The sequence below is a fragment of the Hydrogenophaga aromaticivorans genome (assembly GCF_013387465.1).
Lineage (GTDB): Bacteria > Pseudomonadota > Gammaproteobacteria > Burkholderiales > Burkholderiaceae_C > Hydrogenophaga > Hydrogenophaga aromaticivorans.
Window position 1 is genome coordinate 55221 of the sequence record NZ_VYGV01000006.1, and the last position, 12378, is coordinate 67598.

The 12378-nt window shown below is 67.2% G+C and carries 12 protein-coding genes; 11 read left to right on the forward strand and 1 reads right to left on the reverse strand.

The annotated features are described in order from the left end of the window. Window positions 1-174 precede the first annotated feature (174 nt). From acsA to pgeF, 10 genes are all read left to right on the forward strand, one after another. On the forward strand, window positions 175-1947 hold the full coding sequence (acsA, locus tag F3K02_RS04635; protein WP_343066991.1) for an acetate--CoA ligase: 1773 nt from the start codon (window positions 175-177) through the stop codon (window positions 1945-1947). Beyond that, window positions 1944-2942 carry a pyruvate dehydrogenase (acetyl-transferring) E1 component subunit alpha gene (pdhA, locus tag F3K02_RS04640; RefSeq protein ID WP_177133807.1) on the forward strand — a complete coding sequence of 333 codons (999 nt, stop codon included), beginning with the start codon at window positions 1944-1946 and terminating at the stop codon, window positions 2940-2942. Before acsA ends, pdhA begins: the two co-directional genes overlap by 4 nt. Further along, window positions 2939-3955: an alpha-ketoacid dehydrogenase subunit beta gene (locus tag F3K02_RS04645; protein ID WP_177133809.1), complete on the forward strand. Its 1017-nt coding sequence runs from the start codon at window positions 2939-2941 to the stop codon at window positions 3953-3955. Before pdhA ends, F3K02_RS04645 begins: the two co-directional genes overlap by 4 nt. Further along, entirely contained in the window at window positions 3940-5148 is a 1209-nt protein-coding gene (locus tag F3K02_RS04650; protein WP_177133811.1) for a dihydrolipoamide acetyltransferase family protein, read from the forward strand. The genes F3K02_RS04645 and F3K02_RS04650 overlap by 16 nt, the downstream gene beginning before the upstream one ends. A 10-nt stretch (window positions 5149-5158) precedes the next feature. After that, window positions 5159-5398, forward strand: coding sequence for an acyl carrier protein (locus tag F3K02_RS27420; protein WP_343066994.1), 240 nt, complete (start codon window positions 5159-5161; stop codon window positions 5396-5398). 164 nt (window positions 5399-5562) lie between these two features. Then, on the forward strand, window positions 5563-7002 hold the full coding sequence (locus F3K02_RS04660; RefSeq protein WP_218179354.1) for an NfeD family protein: 1440 nt from the start codon (window positions 5563-5565) through the stop codon (window positions 7000-7002). Window positions 7003-7016: 14 nt separating this feature from the next. Continuing rightward, a complete protein-coding gene (locus tag F3K02_RS04665; protein WP_177133815.1) occupies window positions 7017-7793 on the forward strand; it encodes a slipin family protein in 777 nt (258 codons plus the stop codon). Between the two features lie 265 nt (window positions 7794-8058). Then, window positions 8059-8457 (forward strand): hypothetical protein, encoded by a 399-nt coding sequence (locus tag F3K02_RS04670; protein ID WP_177133818.1) that lies wholly within the window; start codon window positions 8059-8061, stop codon window positions 8455-8457. 135 nt (window positions 8458-8592) lie between these two features. After that, complete coding sequence (maiA, locus tag F3K02_RS04675) at window positions 8593-9234, forward strand: maleylacetoacetate isomerase (RefSeq protein ID WP_177133820.1); 642 nt, start codon at window positions 8593-8595, stop codon at window positions 9232-9234. Continuing rightward, window positions 9234-10055: a peptidoglycan editing factor PgeF gene (gene pgeF, locus F3K02_RS04680; RefSeq protein WP_177133822.1), complete on the forward strand. Its 822-nt coding sequence runs from the start codon at window positions 9234-9236 to the stop codon at window positions 10053-10055. The genes maiA and pgeF overlap by 1 nt, the downstream gene beginning before the upstream one ends. On the opposite strand, the gene F3K02_RS04685 is transcribed toward pgeF, so the two are convergent. Continuing rightward, on the reverse strand, window positions 9975-10310 hold the full coding sequence (locus F3K02_RS04685; protein ID WP_177135388.1) for a hypothetical protein: 336 nt from the start codon (window positions 10308-10310) through the stop codon (window positions 9975-9977). The genes pgeF and F3K02_RS04685 overlap by 81 nt on opposite strands. Before the next feature lie 115 nt (window positions 10311-10425). Between F3K02_RS04685 and phaC the strand changes: the two genes are divergently transcribed. After that, window positions 10426-12270 (forward strand): class I poly(R)-hydroxyalkanoic acid synthase, encoded by a 1845-nt coding sequence (gene phaC / locus F3K02_RS04690; protein ID WP_177133824.1) that lies wholly within the window; start codon window positions 10426-10428, stop codon window positions 12268-12270. Window positions 12271-12378 lie beyond the last annotated feature (108 nt).

The following is a 12378-nucleotide window of genomic DNA, read 5'->3' on the forward strand; positions in this document are numbered from 1 at the left end:
CGGTCTTCGCTCACATTGATTGCACTCAATCGGGCCGTGCTCCCGATGGGACAAGATGTTTCACATGGGAGCGTAGTCTCCCGCCACACCACAGGCAGCGCAGGTTTTCCGGTTCGCTGACGGTTTTTCGTTTTGGCGTCTTGCGACGGGCTGCTCTGCATCCAGGAGACCACGGTGAGCGCGACCATTCACAAGCAACCCGCGGCGCGGGGGCCGGCGCCGAACCTGATGGACCACGCGGTCACTGCCGCGCAGTTCAGCTGGAATGACGCCCGTCGCTGGCTGGACGGCCTGCCCGGCGGCGCTGGCCTGAACATCGCCTACGAAGCCGTGGACCGGCACCTGCTGCACGGCCGCGGCGACAAGGTCGCGATCCGCTGGATCGGCAAGAGCGGTGAACGCCAGGAATTCACCTACACCGACCTGGCGCAGGCCACCAACCAGTTCGCCAACGCGCTGCACGACCTGGGTGTGATGCCCGGCGAGCGGGTGTTTGTGTTGATGGGGCGCCTGCCCGAGTTGTATGTGGCGGTGCTGGGGGCGCTCAAGGCGCGCTGCGTGGTGACGCCACTGTTCTCAGCCTTTGGTCCCGAGCCCATCGTCACCCGGGCCGAGATGGGTGACGCCCGCGTGCTGGTGACGACCCCCGAGCTCTACCAGCGCAAGATCCGCGATGTGAGGGAACGCCTGCCGGGCCTCAAACATGTGATCGTGGTCGGTGCGGCCCCGTCTGACGAGCCCGGCGTGCACCCGTGGGGTGTACTCGTATCGCCTGCGTCCACGCGTTACACGATCGGGCACACCGATCCCGAGTCCATGGCCCTGCTGCACTTCACCAGCGGCACCACCGGCCGCCCCAAGGGTGCGGTGCACGTGCACGAGGCCGTGCTCGCGCACGTGGTGACGGGCCGCTACGCGCTGGACCTGCACGACGACGATGTGTTCTGGTGCACGGCCGATCCGGGCTGGGTCACCGGAACCAGTTACGGCATCATCGCGCCGCTGGTGTGTGGCGTGACCAACGTGGTGGTCGAGGCCGAGTTCGATCCGCAGACCTGGTACGGCGTGCTGGAGCGCGAGCGCATCACCGTCTGGTACACCGCGCCCACCGCCATCCGCATGATGATGAAGCTGGGTGCCGAAGCACTGCAGGGTGTTGACCTCTCGGCGTTGCGCTTCATGGCCAGCGTGGGCGAGCCGCTCAACCCCGAGGCCGTGGTCTGGGGCCTCAAGGCGTTCGGCCGGCCGTTCCACGACAACTGGTGGCAGACCGAAACCGGCGGCATCATGGTCTCCAACTACGCGGCCATGGACATCAAGCCGGGCTCCATGGGCAAGCCCTTGCCCGGCATCACTGCCGCGGTGGTGCGCCGCCTGGCGGACGGGCATGTGGAGCCCATCGAAGCACCCGATGTGGATGGCGAGCTGGCGCTCAAGACGCCGTGGCCGTCGATGATGCGCGGCTACCTGCACGAGGACGAGCGTTACCGCAAGTGTTTCGCCGACGGCTGGTACCTCACCGGTGACCTGGCGCACCGCGACGCCGACGGCTACTACTGGTTCGTCGGCCGGGCCGACGACGTCATCAAGTCGGCCGGGCATCTGATCGGACCGTTCGAGGTCGAGAGCGCGCTGATGGAACACCCGGCGGTCGCCGAGGCGGGCGTGATCGGCATTCCCGACCCGATGGCGGGCGAGGTGGTGAAGGCCTTCGTGGCGCTCAAGCCCGGCTTCGAGGCCGGCGAGACCCTGCGCCGCGAGCTGCTGGGCCATGCGCGCAAACGGCTGGGCGCGGCGGTGGCGCCCAAGCAGATTGAGTTTCGAGACAACCTGCCCAAGACCCGCAGCGGCAAGATCATGCGCCGCCTGCTCAAGGCGCGAGAACTGGGCTTGCCCGAGGGCGATCTGTCCACGCTGGAAAGTGACGAGAAGAAGGGTGCGCCATGACCGACAAGATTCACCTCGACCGCGCCCACCTGCACCACCTGTACCGCGGGATGCTGCGCATCCGGCGCTTTGAAGCCAAGTGCGTCGAGCTCTACCAGGCGCAGAAGATCCGTGGCTTCCTGCACCTGTACGACGGCGAGGAGGCTGTGGCCGTGGGGGTGATGGATGCGCTGGAGCCGCGCGACGCGGTGCTGGCCACCTACCGCGAGCACGGCCATGCGCTGGCTCGCGGCATGCCGATGGCGCCACTCATGGCCGAGATGCTGGGCAAGGTCGAAGGCTGTTGCCGCGGGCGCGGCGGTTCCATGCACCTGTTTCACCGTGAGCACCGCTTCTTCGGCGGCAACGCCATCGTCGGCGGTGGCCTGCCGCTGGCCGTGGGCATTGCCATGGCCGACAAACAGCTGCGACCGGGCGCGGTGACAGCCTGTTTCTTTGGCGAGGGCGCGGTGGCCGAAGGGGCCTTTCACGAGAGCATGAACCTGGCGGCCATCTGGAAGCTGCCGGTGCTGTTCGTGTGTGAAAACAACCTCTACGCCATGGGTGTTCCGCTGGCCGATTCGGAGTCCCAGACCGAGGTGTACCGCAAGGCCGACGCCTACCGCATGGCCTCGGCGCAGGTCGATGCGATGGACCCGGTCCAGATGGCCGCCGCCGCGCGGCGCGCCGTGGCGCATGTGCGCGCCGGCCTCGGGCCGTATTTCCTGGAGTGCCGCACCTACCGCTTCCGCGCGCATTCGATGTTCGACACCCAGGCCTACCGCACACGGGGCGAGATCGAAGGCTGGCGCCAGCGCGATGCGATCGAGCGCTTGCGCCACTGGATGGAGGGCAACCACCTGTTGACCGTGGACGAGGCGGCGGCGATCGACGCCGCGGTGGCCGCGGAGCTCCAGGCGGCGGTGGCGTTTGCCGAGGCCGGCACGCTGGAGCCGGTGGACCAGCTGGAGCGCTTCGTGCTGATGGACCGCGTGGTGCAGGAGACCGTGACATGAACGCCGCCGCACCGACCCGGATGACCTACCGCGAAGCCTGCAAGCAGGCGATCCGCGACGCGCTGCTGGCCGACCCACGCTGCTTCGTGGTGGGCGAGGACGTGGGCAAATACGGTGGCTGCTACGCCGTGACCAAGGGCCTGCTGGAGGAGTTCGGCCCCGCGCGCATCGTCGACACGCCGCTGGCCGAGGTGGGATTTGTCGGCGCGGGTGTGGGCGCCGCGCTGGCCGGTCTGCGCCCCATCGTCGAGATCATGACCTGCAACTTCAGTCTGCTCGCGCTGGACCAGATCATGAACAACGCCGCCACCATCCCGCACATGTCGGGCGGGCAGTTCGCCGTGCCGCTGGTGATCCGCATGGCCACCGGCGCCGGCCGGCAGCTGGCGGCGCAGCATTCGCACAGCCTGGAGGGCTGGTTCGCCCACATCCCCGGGCTCAAGGTGCTGGTGCCCGGCACGGTGGAAGACGCGCGCCACATGCTCGCCGCCGCACTGGCCGACCCCAACCCGGTGCTGATCTTCGAACACATCGTGCTCTACAACGCCGAGGGCGATCTGGACCCGTCGGTCACCGCGGTGGACATCGAGCACGCACGCGTGCGCCGTGCGGGCAAGGACGTCAGTCTGGTGACCTATGGCAACAGCCTGCCCAAATGCCTGGCCGCGGCGCAGCAGCTGGCCAGCGAGGGCATCGAGGCCGAGGTGATCGACCTGCGTGTCTTGCGCCCGCTGGACACCGCCACCGTGATGGAATCGCTCACCCGAACGCACCGCTGCGTGATCGTGGACGAGGGCTGGAAGAGCGGCTCGATCTCGGCCGAGATCGCAGCCCGGCTGGCCGAAGACGCGCTCTACGAGCTCGACGCCCCGGTGCGCCGCGTGTGTGCCCGCGAGGTGCCGGTGCCCTACGCCGAACACATGGAAACGGCCAGCCTGCCGCAGGTGCCCGACATCGTGGCCGCCGTGCGCAGCCTGGTGAAAGCGGGGGAGGGCGCATGGCCGACTTTCTGATGCCCGCGCTCGGTGCCGACATGGAGACGGGCACGGTGGTGCAGTGGCTCGTCGAGCCGGGTGCCCGCGTGAAGCCTGGGGATGTGGTCGCCGTGGTGGAAACGCACAAAGGCGCGATCGATGTGGAGTGTTTTCTCGACGGCGTGATCGGCGATCTGGCGCCCGTGGGTGAACGCTTGCCGGTGGGTGCGGTGCTGGCGCGGGTGATGGAGACGGGCGGGAAGCCTGCAGCTTCGGTCAAGGCTTCGAAGTCCGCGGTCTCAGCCGTTGCGCAGCCCGCATCTCCGCCGCTGGGGCGCGAAGCCGCAGCCCCCCGGACCGGGCAGTCCACACCGGTCAATGCGCGCCGCAAGGTCAGCCCGGCAGCCCGTCAGCGGGCGCTGCAGATTGGCCTGGACCCCGATGCGCTGTCGGGTACGGGAGCCGATGGCGCGGTGGTGCTGGGCGATGTGGAGCGTGCTGGGTGGCGGCCCCGGTCGGTTGCGGCCCCCGCAGCAGCGGCATCGGCCGCACACAGGGGAAGCTTCGACCCGGTGCAGATGCGCCAAGCCATCGCGTCGGCCATGGCGCGATCCAAGCGCGAGATCCCGCACTACTACCTGAGCAGCACGGTCGATTTCGATGCGGCACAAGCCTGGCTGCAGGCCTGGAACCGCGACCGCGACCCGGTGCACCGCCTGCTGCCGGCGGTGTTGCTGCTCAAGGCCACGGCACTCGCGCTGCGTGAGGTGCCGCAGTTCAACGGATTCTGTGAAGGCGGTGTCTTTCGGCCCGGCGTCGGGATTCACGTGGGATGGGCCACCGCTCTGCGTGGCGGCGGCCTGGTGGCGCCCGCCATCCACGGCGCCGATGGCCGATCGCCCGCCGAGCTGATGGAAGCCATGCGCGATCTGGTGCAGCGCGCCCGAGCGGGTGGTCTGCGCAGTTCGGAACTGACCGATCCCACCGTCACAGTGACCAGCCTGGGCGACCGCGGTGCTGAAAGTGTGCTGGGCGTGATCTACCCACCGCAGGTCGCCATCATCGGGTTTGGCCGGGTGGTGGAACGGCCCTGGGTGGTGGACGGGCAGATCGTCGCCCGCCGGCTCGTGAACCTGAGCCTGGCTGCCGATCACCGCACCAGCGATGGCCATCTCGGCGGCCAGTTGCTGGCGGCCATCCAGCAACACCTGCAATCGCCCGAAACGCTGTGAGGAACCCACCGTGAAGAACCCGAACGACATCCGACAACTCGCGACCGATGTGCTGGCCGGCATCGCCCCCGAGGCCGACCTGAGTACCGTTGGCGACCACGAGGACCTGCGCGAGGCGCTGGACCTCGACTCGATGGACTTCCTCAACTTCATCATCGGCCTGAGCCAGGGCAGTGGCGTGCCGATTCCCGAAAGCGACTACCCGCGGCTGTTCACGCTGCAGGGGCTGGTGGCGTACCTGACCCGGTAGGTCGCCGCCGCCGCGGGATGCCGGACCGGCGCACCCCCTGGCTTCAAGGGCGCGGTGCACCGCCAGCGGTGACATCCTCGTCTCCACCATGGGTGTATCGCTGGCCATTTGCGTGCGGACCGCCGAGAGGCATACAGTGAATCCGGTATCTCTGCGGAGGTGCGATGAACACAGCTCGTGCCATGGATCCCCGGGCCGTCGGGGGTGACCGTATCAGCCGCATCCGGGGCTGGTGGGTGTGGGCTGCGTTGTTGTGGGCCTTCGCAGTGACCGGTGTGCGGGCCGAGCCGGTGATGGTCCTGACGGTGCAGGGTGCCATCGGCCCCGCCAGCGCAGACTACGTGATCCGTGGTCTGCAGCGTGCCCAGCAGCAGGGCGCGCCGCTGGTGGTGCTGGAACTGGACACACCCGGCGGGCTCGACACCTCCATGCGCCAGATCATCCAGGCCATCCTGGCCTCACCCGTACCGGTCGCCACCTACGTGACGCCTCAGGGCGCACGGGCCGCGAGCGCCGGCACCTACATCCTCTACGCCAGCCACATCGCCGCCATGGCCCCGGCCACCACGCTGGGGGCCGCCACGCCCGTGGCCATCGGCATGCCGGGCGCACCGCAGGCACCCCGGGAACGGCCCGATCCTGCGCCAACGCCCCCGGGAGCACCGGGCACGCCAGCGCCCGCATCGCCCGTCGACGCCATGACCGCCAAACAGGTCAACGACGCGGCCGCCTTCATCCGAGGCCTGGCGCTGCAACACGGACGCAACGCGGCGTGGGCCGAACGCGCGGTGCGCGAGGCCGCGAGCCTGGCCGCGGCCGAAGCCCTGCGTGAGAAGGTTGTGGACGTGGTGGCCCGTGACATCGCCGACCTGCTCGCACAGATCGATGGGCGCACCGTGCGCATGGCCAGCGGCGAGCTGCGCCTGCAGACGCGCGGCCTGACCACCGTGGCGCAGCCGCCCGACTGGCGCCACCGCCTGCTGGGGGTGATCGCCAACCCGAGCCTGGCGTTGATCCTGCTGATGATCGGGGTCTACGGCCTGATGTTCGAGTTTTCGTCACCCGGCTTCGGCCTGCCCGGCACCGTGGGCGCGCTCTGTCTGCTGCTGGCGATGTTTGCGCTGCAGCTGCTACCGGTGAACTACGCGGCGCTCGCGCTGATCCTGCTGGGCTTTGCACTGCTGGCCGCCGAACTGCTTTCGCCCTCGTTTGGCGTGCTCGGTGTGGGTGGTGTCGTGGCGTTCATCGCTGGCGGACTGCTGCTGTTTGACCGCGATGTGCCCGGCCTCGGTGTGCCGCTGCCGCTGATTTTCGGCATCGCCGTCACGGCCGCGGCCGCGGTGTTGCTGGGCGGTGGCATGGCGCTGCGGGCGCGCCGCGCGCCGGTGGTCAGCGGTGGCGAAGGCCTGGTCGGTGCGCTCGGCGAGGTGCTTCTGGTCCAGGGCGATGAGGCCTGGGCCGAGGTGCGTGGCGAGCGTTGGCAGGTGCGCTCGGAATCGCCCCTGTTGCCCGGGCAGCGCGTGCGGGTGCTGGGTTTGAGCGACCTGGTACTGCAGGTGCGGCCCGACACCGAAAACTCTTCTGCGTCCCAACCATCCCCCTGAAGGAGGCACCCACGATGTTCGATTTCAACCTGGGACTGGGCGCGATCCTCGTGCCTATTGTGCTGATCCTGTTGGCGTCGTCGTTCCGCATCTTGCGCGAGTACGAGCGTGGCGTGGTGTTCCAGCTCGGCCGGTTCTGGAAGGTCAAGGGGCCGGGTCTGGTGATCGTGGTGCCGGGCCTGCAGCAGATGGTGCGGGTCGATCTGCGCGTGGTGACCATGGACGTGCCGCCGCAGGATGTGATCTCGCGCGACAACGTGTCGGTCAAGGTCAATGCGGTGGTGTTCTTCCGCGTGGTGGCGCCCGACAAGGCCATCATCCAGGTGGAAAACTTCCTCGTGGCCACCAGCCAGCTCGCGCAGACCACGTTGCGCGTGGTGCTGGGCAAACACGAGCTCGACGAAATGCTGGCCGAGCGCGAGCGGTTGAACCTCGATGTGCAGCAGATCCTGGACGCGCAGACGGGTGCCTGGGGCATCAAGGTGACCAACGTCGAGATCAAGCACATCGACCTGAACGAGTCCATGGTGCGAGCCATCGCGCGTCAGGCCGAAGCCGAACGCGAGCGGCGTGCCAAGGTGATCCACGCCGAAGGCGAGAAGCAGGCTGCCGTGTCCTTGCTCGAAGCGGCACAGATGCTGTCGCAGCAGCCCGAGGCCATGCAGCTGCGCTACCTGCAGACCATGACCCAGGTGGCCGGTGACCGCGCGTCGACCATCGTATTTCCGCTGCCGATGGACCTGCTCGGCCGCATGCTGGACACCCCCCGGAAGCCTGATTCACGGAGTTGACCCAGGGCAGGGAGCCAGGCTCCCCAGCAGTCGCGGGGGTGGCGCTTCTGTGAACACACCCTAAGCGCGCCAGCGCACCGACTGGCGCCAATGGCCTGTCTAAGCTCCACCGGGACGGAAGCTCCAGGCCACCAGGCCGAATTTCCGCTCAAACGTGGCGATGGCCTGATCTGCCGACGCTCAAAGTCTGTGTCAGAGGGCTGATCAACTCTGCAGGGCTGCTCTTCATGTGAGGGTGGTCCTCGTAAGCCACCAAGGAACCATCATGCATTCAATCAAAATCATCGCCGTCGCCGCGACCACACTGGCGCTCACCGCCTGCTTCTCGCTGCCTGCAGGCCCGACCGGTGCCACCGGCGCCACGGGCGCGACCGGCGCCACGGGGACCACCGGCTACACCGGCGCCACAGGTGGCACGGGTGCCACAGGGGCCAAGGGCACCACGGGCTACACCGGTGCAACGGGTGGAACGGGCGCCACCGGTGACACGGGAGCGACCGGCTACACCGGGGCCACAGGTGCCACCGGCTACACCGGCGCAACGGGTGGTACCGGGGCCACGGGCGCCACGGGCTATACCGGTGCTACCGGCGCTACCGGCAGCACAGGTGCCCGTGGAACAACGACCCAGGGCGACACGCTGGTCATCGTCCCGGCGCGCTGAACAGCCGGGTGACACTGCGCTGAGGGCCTGAGAGAAAGCCTCTCAGGCCCTCAGCCGTTGTGAAGCCCGCCTGCCCGATGGGGGCGACTTCGCACGACCGGACAACGCCAGCCGGTCGGTTTATCCTTGGCTTCCATGAAGCTCTACAACTATTTCCGTTCCTCGGCCTCGTTCCGCGTGCGCATCGCACTGGCGATCAAGGGGCTGCCTTACGAATACCTGCCGGTGCACCTCGCCAAGGGTGAACACCGGCAAGCGGCTTACGGTGATATCGCAGCCGATGGCTTGGTGCCACTGCTGGAACTGGACGACGGCACACGCTTGTCGCAGTCCATGGCGATCATCGAGTACCTGGACGACATCCATCCCGAGCCCGCCCTGGTGCCTCGCGACGCGCTGGCGCGTGCCCGTGTGCGGGCGCTGGCGCAGTCGATCGCCTGCGAGATCCACCCCATCAACAACCTGCGCGTGCTCAAGTACCTCTCGGGCACGCTGAAGCTGGACGAAGACACCCGGAACACCTGGTACCGCCACTGGGTGCGCAGTGGACTGGAGGCCTTTGAACGGCAGCTGGCCCAACAGCCGGCTTCGCACTTCTGTTACGGCGACACGCCCACGCTGGCCGACTGTTGTCTGGTGCCGCAGATCTTCAACGGGCAACGTTTCAACACCCCGCTCGACGGCTTGCCACGCACCATGGCCGCGTTCGACGCCTGCATGGCGTTGCCGGCTTTCCAGCAGGCCCAGCCTTCCGCCTGCCCGGACTTCGAAGCCTGATGCCCATACCGGAAGACTGGCTGGTGCCCGACTGGCCCTCGCCGGCCGGGGTGCGCGCGGTGTTCACCACCCGCTCGGGCGGCGTGTCGGCGCTGCCGTTTGACCGCTTCAATCTCGGTGACCATGTGGGTGATGATCCGGTTGCGGTTGCCACCAACCGGGCGCGTCTGGCCGGTGCCACCGGTGTGCGACCGGTGTTCCTGAAGCAGGTGCACGGCGTGGCCGTGGCCCCACTCGATACCCGGACGCCCGATGGGGGTGAGGCCGATGCCTGCCTGAGCACGCAGCCCGGTGTGGCCTGCACCATCATGGTCGCGGACTGCCTGCCGGTGCTGTTCACGAACAGCGCGGGCAGCGTGGTGGCGGCCGCCCACGCCGGCTGGCGTGGACTGGCGGGAGGGGCTGATGGCCAAGGGGTGCTGGAGGCCACGGTCGCCGCCTTTGTGCAGGCGGCTCAGCAGATGGACGCCTCGGCCGATCGGGACCGCATCATCGCCGACATGCTGGTCTGGCTGGGGCCATGCATCGGACCCGAAGCGTTTGAGGTGGGGTCTGAGGTTCGGTCTGCATTTGTGCAGCGCGATCCGGCGGTACAACGCGCCTTCGTCCCGCACCCGGCGGATGGTGAGAAGCACCTCGCGAACCTGCCGATGCTGGCCCGGCTGCGGCTGAGCACCATGGGCATCCACCGCGTATACGGCAACGACGGCACCCCGGTCTGGTGTACCGCGACACAGCCCTTACGTTTCTTTTCCCACCGCCGGGATGCTGTCCGTCTGGGCAGCACAGGACGCATGGCGGCCTGCATCTGGCGGGTCTGACGCAGGTACTGCGTTCTCTGTGGCGCGCAACTTGTGCGCGAGGTCCTCGGCGGCTTCGCGTGCCTTGATTTCTTTGCGGCGCTGGGGCGTGCGCATCAGGTAAACCACCAATGCGATCGGGATCAAACCGTAAAGAAAGAAGGTCACAATGGCTCCGAGGACGGTGCCTGTCGTGTTCGACGCCTCGGCCACCGCCATCATGAGCACCACATAGAGCCAACCGATCACAACCAGATACACAACGTTCCTAACCATGCGGGGTTTTGTTGTCAGCTTGCTGGAAGCCGGCACATTGACACTAGGGAAAACCCGGAATTCCTCCCCAGAGGAACCGATAATAAGCCGCTGGTAAAAACCATTGGAGACAAGCATGACATCTGGGAAAACACCCCAACAGCCCTGGCTGGAAGCTGCGCAGCAGTTTCAGCAGAACCTCATTGCCCAGTGGACGCAAGCTGCGCAGGCCTTTCCAGGCGCTGCCGCACAGGCAGCTCCGCAGGGCGCCACCGATCCGTTCGCGGCTTTCAAGGCGTTCATGCCGCAAAGCGGTGCGGCCCATCCGTTCGGTATGGCCATGCCGCAGGTGGGCGCGGGGATGGGCATGGCCGGCATGGGTGACATGTTCAACCAGGCCGCCGGCCAGAAGGTCCACTTCGATCCGGCCAAGCTGCTGGAAATCCAGAACACCTACATGAAAGATGTAGCGGGGCTGTGGAACCACGGTCTCGACGCCAAGCCGCAGGCCGATCGCCGCTTTGCCTCCGAAGCCTGGGCCAGCAATCCGGTGGCCGCGTTCTCTGCCGCAGCCTACCTGCTGAACGCCCGCACCCTGATGGCGCTGGCCGATGCGGTGGAGGGCGATGCCAAGACCCGGACCCGCGTGCGCTTTGCGGTGCAGCAGTGGATCGACGCCAGTGCACCCAGCAACTTCCTGGCCTTCAACGCCGAAGCCCAGAAGATGGCGCTGGAGTCCAAGGGCGAGAGCATCGCCAAGGGCATGGCCAACCTGTTGCACGACATGAAGCAGGGCCATGTGTCCATGACGGACGAGAGCGTGTTCGAGGTGGGCAAGAACGTCGCCACCACCGAAGGCGCCGTGGTGTTCGAGAACGAGCTGTTCCAGCTGATCGAATACAAGCCACTCACCGCCAAGGTCTACGAGCGTCCGTTCCTGCTGGTGCCGCCCTGCATCAACAAGTTCTACATCCTCGACCTGCAGCCCGCCAATTCGCTGATCCGTTACTGCGTGGAGCAGGGACATCGCACCTTCGTGGTGAGCTGGCGCAACCCGGACGAGTCGCTCGCGCACAAGACCTGGGACGACTACATCGAAGACGCGGTCATCAAGGCGATTGGTGTCACGCAGGACATCACCGGCGCCGAGACCATCAACGCGCTGGGCTTCTGCGTCGGTGGCACCATGCTCAGCAATGCGCTGGCCGTGCTGGCCGCGCGTGGCGAAGAGCCGGTCCACAGCGCCACCTTCCTCACCACGCTGATCGACTTCACCGACACCGGCATCCTCGATGTGTTCATCGACGAGCCTTTCGTGAAGATGCGCGAAATGCAGTTTGGCCAGGGCGGCCTCATGTCCGGCCGCGATCTGGCGACCACCTTCAGCTTCCTGCGCCCGAACGATCTGGTCTGGAACTACGTGGTGGGCAACTACCTCAAGGGCGAATCGCCACCGCCGTTTGACCTGCTGTACTGGAACTCGGACGCGACCAACCTGCCTGGCCCGTACTACGCCTGGTACCTGCGCCAGACCTACCTCGAAAACAACCTCGTCAAGCCCGGCAAGACCACGGTCTGCGGCGAGAAGATCGACTTCCGCCAGGTCAAGCTGCCGGTCTACATCTACGGCTCGCACGAAGACCACATCGTGCCCATCGGCGGTGCGTATGCGAGCACGCAGGTGTTCCCGGGCAAGAAGCGTTTCGTCATGGGCGCGTCCGGCCACATCGCTGGCGTGATCAACCCGCCAGCTGCCGGCAAGCGCAGCCACTGGGTGAGCAACGCCACCAAGTTCCCGGCCGATGTGAACGACTGGATCGCCAGCGCCACCGAACACAAGGGCAGCTGGTGGACCGACTGGGCCAACTGGCTCAAGCCGCTCGCTGGCAAGCAAATTGCTGCGCCCAAGAGCTATGGCAAAGGCAAGACGTACGCAGCCATCGAACCGGCGCCGGGCCGTTACGTCAAAGCAAGGGCATGAACATGGCCCACCCCTGCAGCGCTTCGCGCTACCCCCACAAGGGGGCGATGCGGTGCGGCCTGGCAAAGCCGGTTCCGCCGCATCCTCGGTTGGCGCATTTCGCGCCGG

What these genes read in the sequence shown, in the direction of transcription:
- F3K02_RS04685 (WP_177135388.1), bottom strand. Translation starts at nt 10,310, where the DNA reads ATGGTTAGGAACGTTGTGTATCTGGTTGTGATCGGTTGGCTCTATGTG.
- F3K02_RS04650 (WP_177133811.1), top strand. Translation starts at nt 3,940, where the DNA reads ATGGCCGACTTTCTGATGCCCGCGCTCGGTGCCGACATGGAGACGGGC.
- pdhA (WP_177133807.1), top strand. Translation starts at nt 1,944, where the DNA reads ATGACCGACAAGATTCACCTCGACCGCGCCCACCTGCACCACCTGTAC.
- F3K02_RS04665 (WP_177133815.1), top strand. Translation starts at nt 7,017, where the DNA reads ATGTTCGATTTCAACCTGGGACTGGGCGCGATCCTCGTGCCTATTGTG.
- maiA (WP_177133820.1), top strand. Translation starts at nt 8,593, where the DNA reads ATGAAGCTCTACAACTATTTCCGTTCCTCGGCCTCGTTCCGCGTGCGC.
- phaC (WP_177133824.1), top strand. Translation starts at nt 10,426, where the DNA reads ATGACATCTGGGAAAACACCCCAACAGCCCTGGCTGGAAGCTGCGCAG.
- F3K02_RS04670 (WP_177133818.1), top strand. Translation starts at nt 8,059, where the DNA reads ATGCATTCAATCAAAATCATCGCCGTCGCCGCGACCACACTGGCGCTC.
- F3K02_RS04645 (WP_177133809.1), top strand. Translation starts at nt 2,939, where the DNA reads ATGAACGCCGCCGCACCGACCCGGATGACCTACCGCGAAGCCTGCAAG.
- F3K02_RS04660 (WP_218179354.1), top strand. Translation starts at nt 5,563, where the DNA reads ATGAACACAGCTCGTGCCATGGATCCCCGGGCCGTCGGGGGTGACCGT.
- pgeF (WP_177133822.1), top strand. Translation starts at nt 9,234, where the DNA reads ATGCCCATACCGGAAGACTGGCTGGTGCCCGACTGGCCCTCGCCGGCC.